At 57.2% G+C, this 21086-nt stretch carries 14 protein-coding genes and 2 pseudogenes; 8 read left to right on the forward strand and 8 right to left on the reverse strand.

The features are described 5' to 3' along the window. Positions 1-133 precede the first annotated feature (133 nt). The 3 genes from moaC (at position 134) to ACN8ZM_RS14195 (ending at position 3348) form a co-directional block, all read left to right on the forward strand. Positions 134-613: a cyclic pyranopterin monophosphate synthase MoaC gene (gene moaC / locus ACN8ZM_RS14185; RefSeq protein ID WP_420210175.1), complete on the forward strand. Its 480-nt coding sequence runs from the start codon at positions 134-136 to the stop codon at positions 611-613. Positions 614-752: 139 nt separating this feature from the next. Next, positions 753-1736 (forward strand): tyrosine-type recombinase/integrase, encoded by a 984-nt coding sequence (locus tag ACN8ZM_RS14190; protein WP_420210176.1) that lies wholly within the window; start codon positions 753-755, stop codon positions 1734-1736. 316 nt (positions 1737-2052) lie between these two features. Then, positions 2053-3348 (forward strand): hypothetical protein, encoded by a 1296-nt coding sequence (locus ACN8ZM_RS14195; protein WP_420210177.1) that lies wholly within the window; start codon positions 2053-2055, stop codon positions 3346-3348. 39 nt (positions 3349-3387) lie between these two features. Here ACN8ZM_RS14195 and ACN8ZM_RS14200 read toward each other — a convergent pair whose 3' ends face one another. From ACN8ZM_RS14200 to ACN8ZM_RS14210, 3 genes are all read right to left on the reverse strand, one after another. Further along, complete coding sequence (locus ACN8ZM_RS14200) at positions 3388-3876, reverse strand: YbjN domain-containing protein (RefSeq protein ID WP_420210178.1); 489 nt, start codon at positions 3874-3876, stop codon at positions 3388-3390. A 96-nt stretch (positions 3877-3972) separates the two neighbouring features. Continuing rightward, positions 3973-4287: a hypothetical protein gene (locus ACN8ZM_RS14205; protein ID WP_420210179.1), complete on the reverse strand. Its 315-nt coding sequence runs from the start codon at positions 4285-4287 to the stop codon at positions 3973-3975. Between the two features lie 34 nt (positions 4288-4321). Continuing rightward, positions 4322-5938, reverse strand: a complete 1617-nt coding sequence (locus tag ACN8ZM_RS14210; RefSeq protein ID WP_420210180.1) for a lysozyme inhibitor LprI family protein — start codon at positions 5936-5938, stop codon at positions 4322-4324. A 122-nt stretch (positions 5939-6060) separates the two neighbouring features. Between ACN8ZM_RS14210 and ACN8ZM_RS14215 the strand changes: the two genes are divergently transcribed. Then, positions 6061-6363, forward strand: a complete 303-nt coding sequence (locus ACN8ZM_RS14215) for a helix-turn-helix domain-containing protein (protein WP_420210181.1) — start codon at positions 6061-6063, stop codon at positions 6361-6363. Positions 6364-6467: 104 nt separating this feature from the next. Here the strand turns inward: ACN8ZM_RS14215 and ACN8ZM_RS14220 are convergent. Continuing rightward, positions 6468-7040 (reverse strand): annotated as a pseudogene (locus ACN8ZM_RS14220) (recombinase family protein); the annotation flags it as partial. A 221-nt stretch (positions 7041-7261) separates the two neighbouring features. Here ACN8ZM_RS14220 and ACN8ZM_RS14225 point away from each other — a divergent pair. After that, positions 7262-7921, forward strand: a complete 660-nt coding sequence (locus ACN8ZM_RS14225) for a Shedu anti-phage system protein SduA domain-containing protein (protein WP_420210182.1) — start codon at positions 7262-7264, stop codon at positions 7919-7921. Here ACN8ZM_RS14225 and ACN8ZM_RS14230 read toward each other — a convergent pair. Both ACN8ZM_RS14230 and ACN8ZM_RS14235 read right to left on the reverse strand, forming a co-directional pair. After that, on the reverse strand, positions 7918-9042 hold the full coding sequence (locus ACN8ZM_RS14230; protein ID WP_420210183.1) for a protein kinase domain-containing protein: 1125 nt from the start codon (positions 9040-9042) through the stop codon (positions 7918-7920). The two genes, ACN8ZM_RS14225 and ACN8ZM_RS14230, sit on opposite strands and share 4 nt — an antisense overlap. Before the next feature lie 166 nt (positions 9043-9208). Next, positions 9209-9928, reverse strand: a complete 720-nt coding sequence (locus tag ACN8ZM_RS14235; protein ID WP_420210184.1) for an FRG domain-containing protein — start codon at positions 9926-9928, stop codon at positions 9209-9211. 357 nt (positions 9929-10285) lie between these two features. On the opposite strand from ACN8ZM_RS14235, the gene ACN8ZM_RS14240 reads away from it, so the two are divergent. Further along, complete coding sequence (locus tag ACN8ZM_RS14240; protein WP_420210185.1) at positions 10286-13195, forward strand: DEAD/DEAH box helicase family protein; 2910 nt, start codon at positions 10286-10288, stop codon at positions 13193-13195. A 235-nt stretch (positions 13196-13430) separates the two neighbouring features. Here ACN8ZM_RS14240 and ACN8ZM_RS14245 read toward each other — a convergent pair whose 3' ends face one another. Further along, complete coding sequence (locus ACN8ZM_RS14245) at positions 13431-18410, reverse strand: DEAD/DEAH box helicase (protein WP_420210186.1); 4980 nt, start codon at positions 18408-18410, stop codon at positions 13431-13433. Positions 18411-18766: 356 nt separating this feature from the next. Here ACN8ZM_RS14245 and ACN8ZM_RS14250 point away from each other — a divergent pair. Together ACN8ZM_RS14250 and ACN8ZM_RS14255 are read left to right on the forward strand one after the other, a co-directional pair. Continuing rightward, positions 18767-18904 (forward strand): annotated as a pseudogene (locus tag ACN8ZM_RS14250) (cyclic pyranopterin monophosphate synthase MoaC); the annotation flags it as partial. Positions 18905-18995: 91 nt separating this feature from the next. Then, complete coding sequence (locus ACN8ZM_RS14255) at positions 18996-20204, forward strand: hypothetical protein (protein WP_420210187.1); 1209 nt, start codon at positions 18996-18998, stop codon at positions 20202-20204. Between the two features lie 120 nt (positions 20205-20324). On the opposite strand, the gene ACN8ZM_RS14260 is transcribed toward ACN8ZM_RS14255, so the two are convergent. Next, on the reverse strand, positions 20325-20675 hold the full coding sequence (locus tag ACN8ZM_RS14260) for a TonB family protein (RefSeq protein ID WP_089451216.1): 351 nt from the start codon (positions 20673-20675) through the stop codon (positions 20325-20327). Between the last annotated feature and the right edge of the window lie 411 nt (positions 20676-21086).

The raw sequence follows: 21086 nt of genomic DNA on the forward strand, positions 1-21086 counted from the left end.
TGCCACTGCTATGATAGGCGCCCGTTGAAACGTTGGACCGACTCGCGGCGCAGAGACGAGATTCGATGCCCCGCCCGATCGCGACGCCGGATCGCGGGACGTGCTCGCGCACTCCGTTCCACTAGAGGAAGACATGTCAGGACTCACCCATTTCGACGCCGCCGGCCACGCCCACATGGTCGACGTCGGCGGCAAGCAGGAAACGCAACGCATCGCGATCGCGCGCGGCACGATCCGGATGCTGCCGGCCACCTTCGCGCTGATCCGCGACGGCAAGGCGAAGAAAGGCGACGTGCTCGGCGTCGCGCGCATCGCGGCCATCCAGGGCGCCAAGCGCACGGCCGACCTGATCCCGCTGTGCCACCCGCTCGCGCTGACGCGTGTGGCCGTCGACTTCGAACTCGACGACGCGCTGCCGGGCGTCCACTGCGTCGCGCAGGTCGAGACGTTCGGCCGGACCGGCGTCGAGATGGAAGCGCTGACCGCCGTGCAGGTCGGGCTGCTGACCGTCTACGACATGTGCAAGGCCGTCGATCGCGGGATGGTGATCACCGATGTGAGCGTGCGCGAGAAGCGCGGCGGGAAGTCGGGGGACTGGAAGGCGGAAGAGTAAGGCTTTGTTTCGTAAGTCCTTTTCTCGACTCCATACCGGCCACCCCGGCATCACCTTCGTCTGACGAAATCGCCTCGAATCTGACTGCTGGCATACGAAAAATCGATCTTGTCCCACTCCTGTCCCACAGGAGACTGGAATGGCTTCAATTCGCCAACGAGACGGGAAATGGCAAGTACGTGTTCGGCGTCGAGGATTCGCCGACGAAGCAAAAACGTTCAACACGCGCACCGATGCGGAGCGATGGGCGCGATCCGTCGAAACGGAGATGGATCGCGGAAGCTTCGTCAGTCGCAGTGAGGCCGAAGCGAACACGCTCGAAGACATCATCAACCTCTACATCACCGACGTATGTCCGACGCAACGTAGTGGCCCTGACGCAATCATTCGGCTTCGTGCCACTTGCCGCAAGACACTGGCAAAACTCAGCATGGCGGCGTTGACGCCGAAGGCTGTCGCAGCTTACCGAGATGAACGACTGAAGCAGGTGAAACCGGCGACCGTGATTCGTGAACTGGCGTTCCTGTCGGCCATCATCAACCACGCTCGTCGGGAGTGGGACATCAACATCCCCAATCCCATCGCATTGATCCGCAAACCAACCGCCCCGCAAGGCAGGGACCGGGTACTGTCCATAGAAGAAGAGGCACGGCTTCTTGCTGAACTGGTTCCGGTTGGCCGCATTAATGTCTGGCTGCTTCCAGCAACGATCCTGAGCTTAGAAACCGGCATGCGACGCGGCGAACTGGTCGCACTTCGATGGTCGGACGTCAATCTTGAAGCCCAGACGGCACATTTACCGATGACCAAGAACGGGACCGCACGGACAGTTCCACTATCCAAGAAGGCAGTCGCTACGTTGGCGGCACTGCCACGATCCATCGACGGCCGGGTCATTCCGGTCAAGGGACTCACGTTGCATGCAGCGTTACGGAAAGCATGTGCGCGGGCGGGAATCGTGGACTTCCACTGGCACGACCTACGGCATACAGCCATCACACGGATGGCGCAGAAGCTGCCGAATGTCATTGAACTCGCCGCTGTCTCGGGCCATCGCAGTTTGGCGATGTTGAAGCGGTACTACCATCCGTCCGCAACTGATTTAGCACATAAGCTCGGATGACGGCAGTGACATGCGACGTGCCCATGAGTCTCATGCGCCACGTCGCATTTGGTGCAACGGTTGTCGCCCGATCAAGGGAGACAGCCTGTCGGACAGTTGCATATCGACTTTGCAGACTGCATTCCAATCGTCTGATGTGCCTTGATGGAGTTCATGACACCGCCAGAGCGAAATCTCGTCATCGAATGATGGAATTGGCATTTCCTCCATCTCAGCCCGTCTGCAAGCGGCGCGACAAAAATCCCGAAAATATCTCTTTCATCTCCCACGTCAGGTTGCTAACCTGCCCCCCGCTGAAAAATACTAGGGACATGGGATGGAGCGCGAACTGTTTCAACGTTTCTCGAATGATCTGATGCGTCTTGGTGCAGACGGGATGACCGCACCACAATTCAGTCTTGGAAAATCAGGCGTCTACGAGCTTCGGTACACACCCTTCGAGTACGTCAACCGGGAAGCAAAGTTGGTGATCGTCGGAATCACTCCCGGTAATACACAGCTTGAACTGTCGTATGGCAAGGCGCAGGAACTGCTACGACACGGGCACCGGACGGACATGATCCTCCGCGAAATCAAGAAGGTCGGAGCCTTCGGCGGCCCATCGATGCGACCGAACCTGTTGAAGATGCTGCGGCACTTCGGGTTCGAACGACTGCTTGGAATCGAGGATGTTGAATCGCTTTGGGGTTCACATGCCGACCTCCTGCAATCGACATCGGTAGTGCCACATGCTGCGTTCAAGGCTGGAAAAATGTTCGCGGGGAGCTTCGATGAAGTCTTGGCATCACCGCTGCTCGGCGAATGCTTCCGTGACTGCTTCGTCCCGTCGGTGCGGGAAATGGCATCGGACACACTGTTTGTCGGCCTTGGCCCTTGCCCTGAAGCCGCGTTGGACTGGTGCGTCCGTCATGGCGCACTCCAACGCAAGCAGGTCCTGGGGGCGTTCTGCCATCCGTCCGGTGCGGGCGGCAGCACAACGCGCTACTACCTTCGAGAAGTCGCCAAGGGTGAACTTGACGCCAAGAATCCGGTCCTGCGCAGGACCGACTGGCTTGACCGTGCCTATGAGCAGATGCATGCCGCAACGGCTTCGCTGCTTGGTCGAACTGCGCCGAAACCACTAGCACGGCGCGATAAGGAAGCAGCAATGCCGCCCCCTGACGGGCCGTCGTCTGTAGAGTCGAAAACGACAACGATCAAGGCGGATGACATCGCGATGTGCGGCACAGCCAACGACGAAGTTGCCATCATCCTTGCTGAAGTCCAGAAGGCCGGATACAGGCTGACGAAACAGACATCGAAAGTGGCCGAATTCGCGACCCCTAACGGTCAGATCATCTACTTGGTCAAGACCACATCGAGGATGAATCGCGTCAATCTGATGGTGCATCCCGGCCTGATGCCTGACGAGGTGATGGCATTGCCGGGAGTTGCATCGGTCAGCCACGAACATCGTTTCCATTCGAACATGTCGCAGTTTCCGAAGCGGCTGAACCGTGGGGCGACCGAAACCGCGTATGGCTGGCAGGTGAGCCTCGACACATTCGATGACCTTCCGCGCTTCCTTGCTGCATTCGCTGATTGGGCTGCGCCAGCCGGTGCAAGGCGCTAAAGGTAACTGACTATGGTCAATCGCCCCTCGCCGTCACGGTCAGTGCAGCAGTTCGTTGCCTGATGCCCCTGATCCAGCGTCAACTACGACTGGCAGCGCGTTCGGCGTACCAAAGTCGATCAGGTGGTCTGCGTGGTACTGCTCGACAACAAATTCCAGCAGCGACGCGAATCTGTTCACAACGGCAACAAAATTCCCAGCGATCAATCCCCCGATGTACGGCAAGACATAGGCCACCGTCAGGTCTTCGTCTGGGTCGATGGTGAAGACCGGGAGAAACACATCTTCGTTGAGGCGATTCGCCAGCGCGTACTTCAAGTCGATGGGTGCCTGCCGGTTCAGCGGAAGATATGTGCCGAACCGGATGAACTTCCGGTCGTTGATGAGGGAGATGCGATACCCGATACCCTGTTCCGTGCGCAATCGGATGCAGTCGGACTGCACGCTGTACGGGACTACGCCACTATCGCGGAGGTGCGCGTCGAGGGCTTCGATGGAAACTGAGGATTCTTCGAAAATTTTCGTCAATAGGCGCTCCGTTCGTGGATTCTGCCGGTCGTGATTGAATGGCTGGCCGGGACGACATCCGGCGTACTGTCGTCCCGCGATGACCTCGCCATCAGGTTAATCGTTGGCCGGTCCCATGAATTTCTTGCCGAACGCGGTCAGCCGAACATCCTTGCCAAGGGTGTACTTTCGCGTCTGCGCAGGACTGGTACCGTCCGATTCGTCAACTTCGATGATGCCGTCGATGTCCGTGTAGTTCCAGCTTGCATTCATGCCCTTCTCGGTCGTGCTGGCTTCGAATTCGCAGCCGTCGCATGACCGCTTGTCCAACAGCGTGATGCGTTCGCCGCCGTCGTTGATGGTGCCAACAACGTGCGCGTTCGCTGCCGTCACACCAACCGCCAGCAGCAGGCCAATAATCGGTCGTTTCATTGCATTCCCCTCATGTAGTCGTTGTCGAACATCGTCACATCGCAGACAGGGCTTGGATTCGCGCGTCCGTCACGCGTACCAAGCAGGCCGCATCGTCACAAGCATTGCGTTCCTTGAGCCAGTCTCGCTGCTGCTGCTTCAGTGCGGCCGGGTCACTCGTCGTCGCTACTGCCGCGCGATAGACAGAGGCAAGTTGCTTGTCTGTCGTTGCGGTTTCCGGGCTGGAACAGATCAGTTTCTCGATCTTCGACGCCGCCTTGGCACAATCAAACGATGCGACGATGGACGCTTGTATGGGCGGTGCTGCTTCCGGTTGCGTCGCATTGCCAACAGGGGTCGCCGCACTGTCCTGCACGGGCGTCGCTACCGTGGATGCAGGAGCATTCGGCACCGCGCCTTGATCGCCAACAATCGATGCAACGCTTTGCGTCATCGGGCACTGCTGACTAAGGGACTGCACCAACTTATTGAGATTGACGTACCGGTTTGCGAACATGCCGCCTGCCTGCTGCGCGAAGCCGAATCGCCACATGTCCTTCTCGGGAACGATCTTTTCCAGTTCGGTGACCCGGCAGGTACATCGCTCAACACCGAACGTGTTGCTGCACGACTGGATCGCGCTGTCCTTGAAGGTCTTGTCCCACGATGTCGCGTTCTTCGAATTCGCCGTGATGTCAGCCCCGGACAGGGACAGCACCTCGTAGTACATCGCATAGGTCTTCAGCAGCTTATCGACCCGACGATCCTCTTCGGTCGTCAGCGTGACAATCGGGCCATTCTTCTGTTCGGCTGCATCCGACGGCGTGGCAACCTGATACGTGATCGCCGCAGTGAACGTCGCATCCGATACCGGCGTATGGTTGCCAACCAGCATCACTGCACCAAAGGCGTCCTGCTGCTGCGCACGTTCCAAGTCTTCTTTGGGGAAATCGATCACGAAGCTGGCCGCACAATCGATGTTCTTGGACTCATCGTTTCGGGCAGTTTCCCGGATCGCATCAACGTGAATCTTGATCCGGTTGTCGCGCAAGGCCCAGACCAGATCGGGAATGCCGGTCTTCATTAGCGGATCAGTGCCGTAGGCGTCGATGACGTATTGCTTCACGTTCGGCGCGGCGCAGTCCAGCTTGTTGCCGCTGCCGAACAGACTGGCAAGACTGAAGGACGATCCGCCCGACGACTGATCGGTAGCCGCACCATCGGCGTTGGCACCGCCGTGCGTCGCGACCAGTAGGCCAAAGATGGCGGCTGCATAGGCAATCACGCATGCGAACGCAACCAGTAAGGGTTTCACCAGCGATTTCTTCGCATAGGTCTTGCCGAACTGTTCCTTCACATAGCTGACCTGTTTGCGCCCAGACAGCACGTACCAGACGACGAAGTAGACCAGTCCGCCAATGTTAACCGCGCCGCGAATGGCATCCTTACCGGCATCTGTCTTGCCGACTAAACCGATGGCAACGAGGCCCATCGCAGCCAAGACCAATAGGCTGACGTAGAACCATACCTTCGACGCGGCAGCGCGTTCCGGCTGGCCGAGAATGCGCCAGTTCGACGCGTGCAGATAGCTACCGAACGCCGGGGTCAGCACAACGCTGAGACTGGCGGCGGTCGATGGATTCCAGATCGCTTGGTTCTGGGTGTTTTGCATATGGCGACTCCCCGAAGGTTGTGTTTCTTCTGAGTTGATGTGCCCCAAATACTACCAAATCGGTAGTATTTGGGACGAGCCAAACCACGACGATCTTTGTCTTCAGCAACCTGAAGGCAAGCATGTCGGTATTCGCACAACGGCTCAAAGCCGCACGCTTACGAATCGGACTGTCGCAGGAACGTCTCGGTATCGAAGCCGGACTTGATCCCATGTCGGCCAGCGCACGCATGAACCGCTATGAGCAAGGGAAGCGCGTACCTGACGCACCGCTTGTCGAACGAATCGCAGCAGTATTGGGCGTGCCGGTCGCCTACCTTCATTCAGTCGATGACGAGGAAGCTGATCTGCTTCTGAAATTCCATCGTCTGAACAAGAAGCAACGGTCCAAGGTCGTTGCCTTCATTGACGAAATATCTGACTAGTCCGTCAGCTTCTGGCCGCGCGACTTCCGACGTTCAGACCAGTCGGCCAATGCGTACGGAACCCCATCCGGCCCGATGCCCGTGAAGTCCGTCTGCGTCGATGCCATTGATTCACGGACACGCATGATGGTCTGACGGCTGGTCTTCATCTCTCGGGCAATCTGCGCCACAGACACGCCTGCATTCAGTTGGTCCATGACGGTCGCACGCTGCGATTCAGTGAGTGCCGATGGTCGCCCAAACGTCTTTCCCTCAGCCTTGGCCCGACGAAGGCCAGACTGTGTGCGTTCGATGAGAAGGTCGCGTTCGAATTCGGCAACGGCGCTAATTACGCCCATCGTCATCTTTCCTGCTGCACTGGTGAGGTCCACACCACCAAGGGCAAGACAGTGAACGCGAACCCCGATAGATGCCAGTCTTTCGACCGTTGCCCTTACGTCCATAGCATTGCGCCCGAGCCGATCAAGGCGGGTCACGATCAGCACGTCGTTTTCTTCCAATCGATCCACCAGCTTCGCGAATGCCTTCCGCTCGAATGCTGGAACAGACCCGCTGACCGTTTCCGTAATGACGCGCTGCTTTGCTACTGAAAATCCGGCTGCTTCGATTTCTTGTATCTGGTTGTCTGTCGTTTGGTCGACGGTCGATACGCGGCAGTAAGCAAAGATTCGTGTCATTGGCACCTTGATGTGTCCGTAAAGGGAGTACGAATCATACAGGCCGTCCGAAATACAAACAAGCTATTTTTTGGACATACGGAAGTTGGGAGGTCCGGAACCGGTCGATTTCGGACAGTGGTGCGCGAACAGGATGCCACTTCGGCAATGTCAGTGGCTTCCGCTCAATTCCACGTTGGTCAAGGATAGAATTCGGCAAACAACTTCTGCGCGGCAACCATATGAAACTGACTTCGGCACGTGAAGCCTTTGAAACTTCGCGCGCACGCGACCCGCTCAAAGACTTTTTCAGCCTATGGGACGATGTGCAGCCGTCTGACGTAGAAGCACTTCGTCACGCGCTGGATACGGCGACGCGCGAAGAAGACATCCAGCAGTTCTTGCAAAAGAATCCCTCGCATCTGATCCAGCATTTAGGGGGCGGCCACGGGCGTTGGATCATCCCGAAACAGCGACTCGGCAGTGAGCATGTCACGGACTTCATGATTGCCGACTGCGACTCGATGGGCTTTCATTGGACTGCGGTGGAACTCGAAAGTCCGATGGCAACTATGTTCACCAAGGCTGGTAACCCTTCGGCGACGCTGAATCACGCCATTCGCCAAATCCGAGACTGGCGCATATGGCTCTCCCACAACCAAAACTACGCAGCGCGACTACGCAGCGACAACGGGCTGGGGCTTACCGAGATTGACATGGAGGTGCCCGGACTGATCTTGATGGGTCGTCGCGCAACCGAGTCTGAAGACACTAGGCACATGCGCCGCCAGATCAGTCGTGAGTCGAGAATCGAAATCCACACTTTCGACTTTCTACTCGATGCCTTGATCGGACGTTTGGCGAGTCTCGAACAACGTAGAAACCGAGATGCCGCCACCTAGAAAGGAATCTCATCATCCATTTCATCCAAATATCGATCAACCGCATCAAGTCTATTCGAAATATTGGCAATGATAATATTTTGCTTCTCTCTTGATGCAGATCGAAACATCTCGATGAATTTTCGCAGATGATCTTCCACGGAAAATTTCACCTTGGTACGAAACTTCACCGCCCCCTTAACGAAGCACAGCAACACAATGGCTGAATTCGGCACATCTTTTTCAAGCATCACCTTTTTGTAAGTGCTTTCGAGGTTGTTGAGTACGGTGGGCGCATCAGTGTAATACTTCGCACTTGCCTCTATCTCAATTAGCACATCGCTCATTCTCTGGGAGAAATCCTGATAAATTTTTCGCTCTGAATAGCTGAAGGTTGCACCAGAAAAATCGGCCGTCAACACTGCATTGCGAACCTCCGCAAAAGACGATATTCGATTTTCTGGTTCGATCTTGCACATACTATCAAGCAGATCACCATGCTTGAACATCTCAATACTCATGTCGGATATGATTTTCTGAAACAGCTTCCCGACGAAATATACTTCCGTGCGAAAATCATAGATCGAGCTTTTGAATTCAACAGGAAGATCGCACCACCAACTTAGAGATACGCTCTTCTCAAAATCTGCTGGCGCATTAGCGCGCTTCCCAAAACCGAAATCAATGATTTTCACGACACCCTTTTCTGTTACAAGGATGTTGTCCTCTCGAATATCCCGGTGCAAAACACCATTTTCCTCAAGATATGCAAAGCCACTGATTGTCTGCTCAAATATCTGATTAATGTCCTCCGGCGAGAATAAGAGATGAGTTCCAACATCCGCGCCCTTGATATACTCCATAAGAATGTAGCCCAAGTGCTTATCGGGATACAGATAGTAATTAAACACTCGCACCACGTTTGGATGATTGACTTGGTGCAGCAGTTTAATTTCCCGCACGAAAGCATCGAAAAGCTTCGCCGCCAAAGCTTGCCGTGAAGGCTCATATTTCTTGCAGGCAAAGTACTCATTAATCACGCTATCAAAAAGCAATACCGTATTTCCAGTTGCGCCTTGCCCAAGACGCCCCTCAAGCACGAAGTCCTTCTGTCGCAAAAATTTGACTAGCTGATTATCCATGTAGGATTCCCTCTCTCCCCAACCTTTCACTGCCCCGCAGTCGGCGTGATAAATCGTATTCTGATGGCACGATTATCCGGTTTTTTGCCGCCCCTCGGAATCCATTGCCCAAAGGCACCTTACCCTGATCGCGGGTGCGGCGGCCATGGCGTGCCGAATGAATCGATTAATCCTTCAGACCGGGCTTTCGCATTCGTGCCGTGACCGCGTTGACGTGTGCGGACAGGCCATCAAGATCGGGGAACAAGTACGAACGATCAACGCCATAGTCCGCCAAGAAGTCCAGAATTTCGGCCTTCAATGTCGCGGGGATGTAAAGCTGCATCAGGTTCGTAAATTCGCTACCAAAGCGAGACTGTGTCACCTCGATCTGATGCGAGGCATCGCAATGGACCGTGAATAGCCCTTTCTGATTGATGACACGGGGAAATGCTGCCTTGGGGAGATAGCCGAATACGCCGCGCTGCTCCTTCAACGCCGCTTGGACAATCTCATCTGTCATGACTACATCGCCCATCTCGTACATCCAGACCGCGCCATCCTTGCCATCATGATCGGAACACGCGAAGTAGCATGCGACCAGCGGATTCATCGACCAGTCGAGAAGGCGCGTCGCAAGGCCATGATGTTGCGCCAACGCCAGTTGTTCGAGATAGCTTGACGACAAAGACGTGTACGCGACGGCTTTCCTACCCCATGCATTGAACCGCCCAAGGTCCCTGTCGTCGGGTAGATAAAACTCGGGCCGACCGGCCTTCGGCAGCAACTCCCAACTCGCCTGAGCTTGTCCCCTGAAGACATACCCCACGCCATCGTGGCTTCTGAACCCCCGAAAGACCTTGTGAAGCATATCCACATCGGCCAGCTTGATCGTCTTGTATTCCATGATCTTCGATTAGTTGTCGGTCGAATCCATCGATACCCATATTCTCGCAGACGCAGCCCAGCAATTCCGCTCCCCTGCACCAGTTGGACATCATGTATCGCTCCCTTCAGTCGTGCCGCTGCGCGGACACACAGCCTTCTCAGGTCGGCACCTGCCGCCCACAAATGGGAGTAATTTCTATAAGATATAGATAGAAAAACTACCCATTTGTGGGAACCAGTCACCCCCTTTCTCCTCGCTACGGGGTGCGCCGCCGCACTATCAGATCATGCATAAGTAAACGGCAGCACAAAAGAAAAGACCCCACTGAACACGCATCCAGTGGGGCCACGATATACCCATGAAGCTACCAACCCCATGAGCGTTACTATTTATGCGCGTGTCGCGCCGTCCATGCGACCGACAACTACGACGACACTGCAATCCATCGAAGACATCATTGAGTCCGTCCGAAGCGGCATCTATGAAGACAGAATTCGCCTCATCCGTGAAACGAAGGACGACGACGAACGCAAGGCGCTGAAACTCGACACACTGCCGGTCTTCTATCCGACTGTGTTGCCGAGTGTCGATACCCGTCTCGGAGAAGACAGCGAACCCACCGGCATCGTCCAGTTCGACATCGACAAGAAAGACAACCACGGCTTGGACGTGAACGAGTTATGCACGGCCGTGATGAAGCACAACGCGTGCATCTATGCCTTCAGGTCGCCATCGGGCGGGCTGAAATTCGGCCTGTTAACCGACTTCGCTCGCGCACCCGGCGAACCCATTGACATCACGAAACGACGCTTCAAGATTGCGTATCGCCTGTGTCTTCAACTCATCCACCAATATTGCGGCATCAGGTTTCACGATGACGCGGACGCGAACAAACTTCGCCAGTCCTGTTTCCTATCGCACGATCCCGACGCGTTCTTCCGTGCCGACTGCATCCCGCTGGCGTTGAACGATCAGTGCCATGTGCCGCCGCCCGCAGCATTAATCGCCACGGAAGCAGACATCGCCTCCGTCCAAATTCTGCTGGATTACATCCCGCGCGATCTGCACTACGCCGACCGTTTCAAGGTGAACGTATGCGTCCTAAAGATGCTTGGCCGTCCGGGCATCGGGCTGCTGATGAACCACTGGGAGAAGAAAGAGCGGGCTGTACTTGAACAGCAACTCCAAGAAGCCCTACGCAACGCGACGTATGGAAACATCTACATGTTGCAGTCGTATGCGAAAGAGTACGGCAACTACAAGCCGTCCAACGGTGGCGCGGCACGGCGATATATCCAGCCGATGCCATGCGACTATTCCCTCCGTCCTCTTTCCACGCCCGCAGAAGCCACGGCGAGCCTACAGGCGATCATCCGCGAATTCGTGACTGGCAAGACATCGCACTTCGTCAAGGTCACGACCGGTGCCGGGAAGACCCGCACCGTGCTGGAAGCACTGTCGCGCGAAGTGGGTCACGGCGCGAAGATTCTGTTTCTCGTACCGACACACGACCTTGGCGACCAGATCATCAAGACCTACAACGAAATCCGCGCTGCCGACATTGCCAGTGCCGACACGCTACGCGGCAAGCTGCAACGCCCGTCCATCGTCAAGTTTCATTCACGGAAGACACTCTGCGAGAATAAGGAAGCGCGAGAGAACCTTGAAGAGTTCGGCATCAGCATCCCGCTTCAGTACTGCCTGTCGCGGTGCCCGCACCAAGGCGTCTGCGAGTACACGTTGCAATTCAATACGACAGCGAACATTCGGGTCATGACGCACAACGAATGGATCAACGAGCAGTCGGCATGGTTCAATGGCAGCCGGACGACGGATACGGGCGGCACCGAACCCAACGACAATCGATCCCGGTGGGTGCCCGACTACATCGTCATTGACGAAGACATCCTGAGACTTGGCAGGGTGCAGAAAGAATCCACGTCTAAACGGTTCCCTTCAATAGCCCGGATCATTTTGGACGTAGATACCGGCAAGTCGTTGCGGGACGCAATCTGGAACCACGGCGAACAGGTCATCCTCGATGCCGCGAAAAACACAAAGCCAGCAACACCATCACTGAATCTTCCACTCAAAAAGTACCGTCACGCCTATCTGAAAAGCCAAGAAGATAGCCAGCATTCCGAGATCATTGCGCGACTTGAAAGCTACGTCCAATCCGGCGATCCAACGCTGCTTGACGGCATGTGGGTCGAAGACAATGCGATTAGGTGGTTGCCGTTACCCGCACCGGCTGAACGATACGAAGGCATTCCAACGCTGTATCTCGATGCGACGGCACACCCTGCTGTCGTTCAGCGTCTGCTTCCGGGCGTTCAGTTTCATTCCATTGCCGTCCGACAGCACGCTGACGTTCAATTGTTCCAACTATCGAACAAGACGATTACTAAGGAATGGCTAAGCGGCAAGCCCGAGAACTTGTCGAACCTTGTTGATGGTTTGATCGAGATCGCGAAGCCCTACACGAACGTCGGCTTGATTACCTACATGCAGGTCGGCGACAAAAACGACTTCGCGGCTTATCTGGCAGAAAAGATCGGTGCATCGCATCACGCCCATTTCGGCGACCTACGCGGCCTTGACACGATGAAAGACGTTGATTGTCTGTTGGTCGTTGGGCGGCATATGCTCCTACCGAAGGACACACTGGATTACGCTCGCGCCCTGTTTTCATGTGAAGCCGAATCGGAGAGGCCGATATATGCCGACCTGCCGGTTCGCATGAAAGACGGTGAGACGTATAGCCTGAACAGCATGATTCCCAAGAACCCTTGGCATCAGGTGGTCTATGAACACACATCGCTGTCCGAAACCCTTCAGGCCATTGGTCGCGCACGCCCGGTTCATGGGCCGAAGAAGGATATTTACGTATTCGCGAATGAGAATCTTTCAATCAATACCGAAGTGGCTGGATTCTTCCCGTTCGAACGATATTTCAAGGAACTGGCAATGATTGTCACTCCAGAAGCCGTTGAACGCGTCCGGGACCGAGGTTTCGTACAGTTAATGCCGAAGGACCTGATGGACCAGTTGGGACTGAGCGACCATCAAGTAAAGGGTTCCGAGAAGCAGAACCGGATCGCGGACGAATTGGTCAGCAATGGTGCGGACTGGATCAAAGCAACGGTCAGGTTTGAGAAAGGCAAAGTCGCAGAGCAGACTTACCTCGTCTTCGATATTTCGGCACTCGAACGCCATCTTGATGTAAAAAGCACACGCATCATTGAAGTCAATGCCGTCACTTCCGACGAAGCCTTGACCAACTGACAGCCACCATTCGATGAGAGCAACAGGTGAACCATTGCAACGGACCATCGATCCCCTCTGGTTCGACTATATGACCCATTGCTACAGTCTTGGCGCTACAGTCGGCAGCAAGATCGAAATGCCAACGTGACTGAAGCTACTGCGCCACAATCACGACAAAAAGCACGGCGATTGCAGTCATCAGCAGAACAATCAGTCGGGCGCTAATGATTGCAATCGCCAACAGTGCTTACAGTCATGCGGTCAATGCGTCCGGTTCATCCTTCGCCTCTATCAACTGCCCGACAGTCGGACCATGCGACTGAATGTCCAGATGAGGCAATGACTTCACGATTTTCATCGTTTCCAGACTGACGGTCACAATCCTTTGAAAGAGTTCCAAGGGGTAGCGGGGGTTGTTCATCGTCTCGATGGCGTAGTCGTTCGCGTCGTTGACAATGCCGCTGTCCTTGTCGGTCTTGACGCACTGACGTTCGACGACCCAATCCAGCGCCGGTTTGCCGTTGACCACATATTCGTAGGCTTCCAGCGGGATGCCCTTGACCGTGATCTTGTCGTTGTAGATCAATGTGGTCAGGTCCTTGTCCTTACCATTCTTGCCGTACCGCATCTTCTCGACGCGGTAGTCCGCATCCGTCAACAACGGTCCTTCGCCTTCGATCTGCAACGGGAACTTTTCTACCGTCTCGTAGTTGATGTGCAGGTCGGCGAGCTTTCGTCCAGCCTTCGAAAACGCCCAAAAGTCAGTGGCTGTCTTCACGCATGGGATGCGCGGCAACTCCTTCGACAGATTGTCGGCATAGCGTTCGCGGTAGTCAGGTGAATGCAACAAGCCATAGACGTAGTAGAAGATGTCTTCTTTGCTGATCTGTTCGCCGGGATATGCAACTTCGAAGTGCGCGAGTCCTTCGTCAGTTAGCGCATCTCGGCGTTTGCGCCTAGCGGCCTGATCGGGGTCAAACAATCCGGCTTGTAACTGCTCGTCGCCCACTTCGCCATTCGGTTCGTCGTAGAGATAGAGCGGGAAGCACTGAGCACCGCCATCAGGCTGAAGGGAGACGACCTTGTCCACCATTAGCGCAAACTGACCGGCATCGGCGAGATTGCCTTTAATCATGATGGCGCGATTCTCCGCCGTCGCGTCAGGAAAGATACGCGGCATCTGCAATACCATTTCATTGAAACGGCGGTTGAAATACAGCCATTGCTTGCTGAATGGCCGATACAGACTTGGTGTCAGGCATTCCGGTTCGAAGGCAAACCGTCGGTTCTTGACTAGTTCCTGCTTCAGGCCACGCGTCCAACTGATCCGAGAAGGATCATTGTCAATGAAGTCATCCACGCGCAACATCTGAGTCTTCGGGTCCAGCCGACCGAATTTGCTTGAAAACCTTAAAACTTCACGGTTGTAAGCGTCAATCATGCGTGACATGTTCGCTGTCACGCCGCTCTTGGAAGCGTTGTAGCACCATGCGTCACGGTTTGTGGAAACACCCAACGAGAAGTTTTCAAATAGCCTTGGCGCGTTGCTTCTCTTGTCGCCCAACACGATGTATTCGCCGAAACGGTCGTCTCGCTGGTTCAGCCAATCACCGTGTTGGTCAGGGACGATGTGTTGCCAGCCACCTACTTCCCCGATCCCTTGAATGCTTCTGAATGCACTTACCTTCTCCAATTTCTCTTCGCGGCTGAGATAGTCACCGATGTCGTGGAAGTAAATCTGACCATGCTGCACGGCATTCGGATTCTTGACCAGCACAGAAATCGCAATAGGAGCGCGACTGCCGCTTCCAAAAATCTTGCCACCTTCCTTTCGCGACTGTTCTCCCGCCGTGCGTTGATTGCCGCGCAGATGAAACACATAGATAGTCGAAAACTCTTCTGCCAGACATTGGCGAAGACCATCAGCAGTGTTGGCGTCGAGAAAGCCGGCATTGGTCACAAAGCCGATCACGCCACTGTTGCCGATGCGGTCACTGGCCCAGCGAATAGCGCGAATGTAGCTGTCGTACAACCCCTTGGACAGAGCGGCGCTTGACCGCTGCACGTAAGTTTCCGTGATTCGCTTATCGAGATGCGGGTATGCGACATTCTGGTTGTTGTCATTCGCACTGGCTTGTCCTACCGAATACGGCGGATTCGCCATGATGACGCGAATGTCCAGCTTCTTCTGACGCTTTCGGCGGGCGCTGTTCTGCTCCAACAGCGCATCAACCATGTCTTCCGTCTCGTACATCTGAAACGTATCTGTAAGGCAAATGCCTTCGAACGGCTGGTACTTGCCGCCGACGATGCCGTGATATACCGCTTCTATGTTCACGGCTGCGATGTAGTAAGCCAGCAGCACGATCTCGTTCGCATGAATTTCATGCTTGTACTTGCGTGGCAGTTCTTCGGGCGTGATGTGGCCGCTTTGCAGAAGCCGTGTCACGAACGTGCCCGTACCAACAAAGGGATCGATGATGTGGACTCCCTTGCTACCCAAGGTCTGGCCGAACTCGGACTGCAACACATGGGCAACGCTATGAATGATGAAGTCCACGACTTCGACCGGCGTGTAGACGATCCCCAACCGCTCAGTCATCTTCGGGAAGGCATTGCGGAAGAACCTATCGTACAAATCGACGACGATCTTCTGCTTGCCCGCCGCGTTGTCGATGCCTTCCGCCCGGAGTTTCACACTCTCATAGAACCGTTCCAGCGTGTCGGCTTCCTTGTCCAGCCGATGTTCATCCAGCACATCTAACACATGCTGCATCGCCAGCGACATCGGGTTGTGCTTCGCAAAGCTGTAGTCCGCGAACAGGGCATCGAACACCGGCTTCGTGATGAGATGCTGCGCCAACATCTCGATGATTTCGCCATCGGTGATGCTGCCATTCAGGTCATCACGCAGTTCTGCGGCAAACTCGTTGAACGCGTCTCGTTCCTTCGCGTTGGCAGGGTTCTCGACGATGGCCGTAATACGGTCGATGTGAGTGCGAGCTATCTTCGCGATGTCGTTCGCCCAATCTTCCCAGTGGTGACGGTTGCCGACCTTCTGCACCAGTTTCGCGTAGATGGCCTTCTCGATCTCGCCGATCTCGAATTGCAGTTCGTGCTGTTCCTGCGCGGTGCGCTTCTTGACCGCTTCGCCAATGGTGAAGCCGCCCTTACCAGCGTCCTTGTTCTTCGTCCCGTTGGCTTTCTGCTGCTTCTTCTGAATCTTGTCAGTGATCGCGATGACTTCCATCTTGCTAGTGTTCGGCCCGTTCAATTCGAGCTTGTTCACCATTGCATCGAAGCGGTCGTCGTGCGACCGAAGCGCCTGTAAGACCTGCCAGACGACGGCGTAGGTCTTGTTATCATTCAGGGCTTCGTGTGGTTCGACGCCTGCCGGAATCACCACCGGCAAGACCACATAACCGCGCTTCTTCCCCGGTGCGTTGCGCATCACGCGACCGACCGACTGCACCACGTCAACCTGCGAGTTACGCGGCGTCAGGAACAGCACGGCATCCAGTGCCGGAACGTCCACACCTTCGGACAGGCAGCGAACGTTACTGAGAATGCGGCAAGTGTTTTCGGGCGTCTCGGCCTTCAGCCATGCCAGCTTCGCTTCCTTCTCGCTGGCATTCATGCCACCGTCAACGTGTTCAGCTTCGCAGTGAAGTCGGGCCGCCTGTTCGAATTCTTCCGTCTCTTCAGACTCCTGATACGCTTCAACGACCGCTTGGAACATCCCGGCGATCTGTTTCGAACTGACCTTGTGCGTCTTAGCCCCTTTCGAGACTTCGATGACCTGACAGAAGGCCACTGCACGACTCATAGGATCGCCGTCGCCAACCAAGTCGTCGGTCAATCCCTGCTTCGACAGGGCTTTCCAGCAGCCAACAATCTTGGCTGCGTCGTCAACCTTCAACTGGTTGTTCTCATCCCGCAGCAGGTCTTGCAGACGCCGGTTGACGTGCGTCTCTTCGACCGCCAGCACGATCACCTTGTAATCGACCAGCAACCCGCGTTTGACGGCCTCCGAGAACGTGATGACGAACAGTTCGTCACCGTACAGGGCCTTGTCGTCCATCGAGCAAAGCGCCACGTTGTCCCGTTCAGCCGTCGCCTTGGCCGAATCGCCATAGATGCGCGGCGTCGCCGTCATGTACAGGCGCTTGGCGGCGCGGATGTAGTCGGCGTCGTGAACCCGGACGAAGGTGCTTTCGTCATCGTCGCCGAACGTCGCGCCGGTCGTGCGATGCGCTTCGTCGCAGACGATCAGGTCGAAGTCGGCCAGCCCGAAGTCCTTCTGGGCGCGACTGATGACATCAATCGAGTGGTAGGTCGAGAAAACGACGCTCATGTGCGACGCATCGTGCCGCTTCGCCATCTCTGCCGCCAGTCGGGCCGAATCCGTCGTGGCCGGATAGCGCAGTTCATGGACGAAGGTTTGCACCATGTCGTCTTCTTTCTTGCGCTTCTTGCCAACGTCGCTGTCGGAACAAACGGCAAAGCTATGAAGCGGCGTCGCGCTTTCCTGAGTCCACTCCGTCAAGGTCTGGGAAAGTAGCGACAGACTTGGTACAAGGAACAGAACCCGCTTGCCCGCACCGGCCATCGCTTCGGCGATCCTCAAGCTGGTGAACGTCTTCCCGGTCCCGCATGCCATGATGAGCTTGCCACGGTCGGCATCCGCCAGACCATGAACAGCGGCGTTCAGTGCATTGGTCTGGTGCGGGCGCAGTTCCTTCTTCGCTTTGATGACCGGCGCGGCCTTGGGCTGGTACTGCCCCCAATCGATCTGGCTTTCTTCAAGGGCGGTCAGATCGATCTTGCTAACTGGCGGCTGCTGATCCAGCAACGCGTCTTCGGCGTGTTCGCTCCAATGATTCGTCGTGGCGACGATGATCCGGCGCGTGAATGGCTTCTTGCCGGATGCGGTGAAGAAGCTGTCGATGTCACTCTTCTGAACCTTGTAGTCTGGCGCATATAGCTTGCACTGGATGGCATGGATTTCATCCGTTCCGCGCGTCTTCGCCACAAGATCGATACCGGTGTCCCGCCTATCAAGCCCTTGCAGGTCAGCCCATTCCGCATAGGTCCACACGTCGCTGTACAGATCGCGATATGTGGCTTCGTTTCGCAAATAGGTAACGATCAACTCTTCGAAGTAGGTTCCCTTCTCCCGTTCAGTAACGGCGGTTTGGCGGAAGGTGTCGAGAAGCATTTCGAGTGCGGTCATAGTGCTGAGGTGCTTGTTATTGTGACGATTAAGCCACGAAGGCGACATTATGCCGTTCAGCCAATCCCTCGACACCTGACGGAATCACGAAGCATGTGCCAGCAACGCTGACTGACCCAGTACAACACGTCGGAACGCCACGGCGCGCGTCCAACGATGCGCCGAATGATGCGTCCGGAAAATCCTGTCGTGCTGCGACATGTACATGCACTTCCGCCCGAACGGGCCAATCGCGTAAACTTGCGGCACAGTGCGGTCCGATTGTTGTACCAAATCCGTCCCACTGCCGTCCCACTTTATCAACCGGGTGGGACAAGGTCGAATGAATCGCTACCAGTAAGCCTTTGATTTAAAAGGCCGTGCAGGTCGGGCTGCTGACCGTCTACGACATGTGCAAGGCCGTCGATCGCGGGATGGTGATCACCGACGTGAGCGTGCGCGAGAAGCGCGGCGGGAAGTCGGGGGACTGGAAGGCGGAAGACACGGCGGGTTGAGCGCCAGCGGCAGCAGCAGCCATTCACGGGGCATCGTCGGCCGTAACGATGCCCCGTTCGAACGATAAAAAGCCAGAAAAACACATCGCAAATGAAGACCCACACGCTGAAATACGGCGCGCCGCTGCTGTGCGCGCTCGCCCTGCTGCCGGCCGCCGCATCGGCCGCCGGCACCTGCCCCGCCGCCGACACCGCCGCGCGCGCGGCCATCGACGCGCAGCACCGCGTCCAGCAGATCCGCGTTCCGCCGAGCGACGGCGGCGGCGTCGACATTGCGCCGCCGCTGCGCGACGCGCTGCGTGCATACAAGCAGGCGCTCGTCGGCGCGATCGACGCGCGGCTCGCGTGCAGCGACGAACAGGTCGACCCGGCCGCGCTGAAACGCACGCTCGCGACCGCGCTCGGCGTGCCCGCTCAACCCACTACCCAGTTTAAAGACGGCGAATCGGCATTCGGCCGCAATCCGGACGTCGGCGTCGAACGCGGCGGCACGTCGCGCCCGTTGCTGTTCGTGCGCGCCGGCTTCGACATCGCATGCGGCGACGACAACGTGCTGACCGCGTACGCCTGGGAAAACGGTACTTGGCGGCGCGTGCTGCGCTGGCAGGCCGGCGACTACAAGGACATCGGCGGCGCGTATGGCGCCGGCTTCTGGTTCTCGGCGCTACCCGGCGGGCAGGTCGCGGTCGTCCACGGCACGCCGTGGTGCGCGTCGCGCTGGAGCCAGTTCGCCGTGGACGTGGTCGCGCCGGCCAACGGCTCGGCCGTGCAGCGCACGGTGTTCCATTCCGAGAACAGCTACGTGCTCGACGAAAACCCGATCCGCTTCAAGGTGCGCCCCGACGGCTTCGAGGTGCGGGCGACGGTCGGCTCGAAGGACAGCGACGTGATGACGCGGCCGGGCGTCTTCCGCTATCGCGTCGACGGCGGAACCGTGCAACGCGTACAGCCCGTTGCGCTCAACGGCCGCGATTTCGTCGACGAATGGCTGAAGGCGGACGATGCGCTGGCGCGCGAATGGAGCGAGCCCGCCGCCGCAGCGGCCGCGCTGAAAGGCCGACAGGTGTTCGAAAAGGCCAGCAAGACTGCCGACAGGGGGTTCGCGTACGGCCCGGTGCGCAGTTGCTCGGACAGCAAGGACCGCTTTCAGGTCGAACTGGATCTGACGGGCAACACCGGAGAAACGGTCGCGCGGCACTATGCGCTGATTCGCCAGGAGCGCAACGGGTTCACGCTGCTCGGGCTGAGCACGGCGGCCGAGCCGGCTTGCCGCGGCGCGAACCTGATGCCGCAGCACTGAACGGCGGGCGCGCGCGCCGCAACGGCCGCGCGCATCGACTGTCGGCGGCCGAGCGAAACTGTGCGGGTGGCCGCGGCGAAGCCGGACGGCAACCCGCACGCAGGCCGCACCGCCTGCCCATCACTGGCCGCGCTGCGGCTCGAACACGAACGGTTGGGTCAGCATGAACGGGTTCGCGGTCGCGCCCGTCTGCACGCAGGTCGCGTGCGTCATCGCGTCGATGGCCGCGCGATCGGCCGCCGCATTGCGGCTGCTCGTGGTCACCGTGACGTTCTGCGCCTCGCCGGACGTCGTCATCAGCGCGCGCACGAGTACGGTCGCCGGGCGCGTGAGCGGCTTCGCGGTATCCGGATAGACGGCACGCGGAATGTGGCAGGTCAGCTTGCTTTCCTGCGACGACGACAGCATCGCACAGCCGGAAAACAGCATCGCGACGGCGGGCAGGATCAGGTAGGTCGAGCGAATAGCCATGGTCGAATATCGTTCTTGAGCACTGTTCCGGACACACGCGCCACACACCGGGGAACATCGACCGGCCGCACCACGTGCGTCACACTGCGCCGCGGCCTTCGGACCGGCGCCCCGTTACGGCCGCACGGCCGATCGATGCCCGGCCGCGATCCTGCGTGGTGAACTTCCCGGATGGCCGGGGTACTGCCCGTGCTGACGCCGGCCCAGGCCCTATGCGAGCCGGTACGCACGCGCTTTCGCGCATTGTGCACGCGCCACCCGGAAAGCGGCGGTGATTTGACAATGGTTGACGCGAATCGCCGCGCGTTCAGACGGAATCCGCGCAATCCGCGAGGTAATCGCTATGCGGCCGGATTCGACGGGTTCGCGCCCGGCAGTTCGGCCCGACGTGCCGCTACTTCGTCACCGCGC

Source organism: Burkholderia aenigmatica (assembly GCF_048627025.1).
Classification (GTDB): Bacteria; Pseudomonadota; Gammaproteobacteria; order Burkholderiales; family Burkholderiaceae; genus Burkholderia; species Burkholderia aenigmatica.

Bases quoted from the DNA above. Each gene is read 5' to 3' on its own strand.
- ACN8ZM_RS14255 (WP_420210187.1), top strand. From the start codon at position 18,996: ATGAAGACCCACACGCTGAAATACGGCGCGCCGCTGCTGTGCGCGCTC.
- ACN8ZM_RS14225 (WP_420210182.1), top strand. From the start codon at position 7,262: ATGAAACTGACTTCGGCACGTGAAGCCTTTGAAACTTCGCGCGCACGC.
- ACN8ZM_RS14240 (WP_420210185.1), top strand. From the start codon at position 10,286: ATGAGCGTTACTATTTATGCGCGTGTCGCGCCGTCCATGCGACCGACA.
- ACN8ZM_RS14205 (WP_420210179.1), bottom strand. From the start codon at position 4,287: ATGAAACGACCGATTATTGGCCTGCTGCTGGCGGTTGGTGTGACGGCA.
- ACN8ZM_RS14195 (WP_420210177.1), top strand. From the start codon at position 2,053: ATGGAGCGCGAACTGTTTCAACGTTTCTCGAATGATCTGATGCGTCTT.
- ACN8ZM_RS14210 (WP_420210180.1), bottom strand. From the start codon at position 5,938: ATGCAAAACACCCAGAACCAAGCGATCTGGAATCCATCGACCGCCGCC.
- ACN8ZM_RS14230 (WP_420210183.1), bottom strand. From the start codon at position 9,042: ATGGATAATCAGCTAGTCAAATTTTTGCGACAGAAGGACTTCGTGCTT.
- moaC (WP_420210175.1), top strand. From the start codon at position 134: ATGTCAGGACTCACCCATTTCGACGCCGCCGGCCACGCCCACATGGTC.
- ACN8ZM_RS14260 (WP_089451216.1), bottom strand. From the start codon at position 20,675: ATGGCTATTCGCTCGACCTACCTGATCCTGCCCGCCGTCGCGATGCTG.
- ACN8ZM_RS14215 (WP_420210181.1), top strand. From the start codon at position 6,061: ATGTCGGTATTCGCACAACGGCTCAAAGCCGCACGCTTACGAATCGGA.
- ACN8ZM_RS14235 (WP_420210184.1), bottom strand. From the start codon at position 9,928: ATGGAATACAAGACGATCAAGCTGGCCGATGTGGATATGCTTCACAAG.
- ACN8ZM_RS14190 (WP_420210176.1), top strand. From the start codon at position 753: ATGGCTTCAATTCGCCAACGAGACGGGAAATGGCAAGTACGTGTTCGG.
- ACN8ZM_RS14245 (WP_420210186.1), bottom strand. From the start codon at position 18,410: ATGACCGCACTCGAAATGCTTCTCGACACCTTCCGCCAAACCGCCGTT.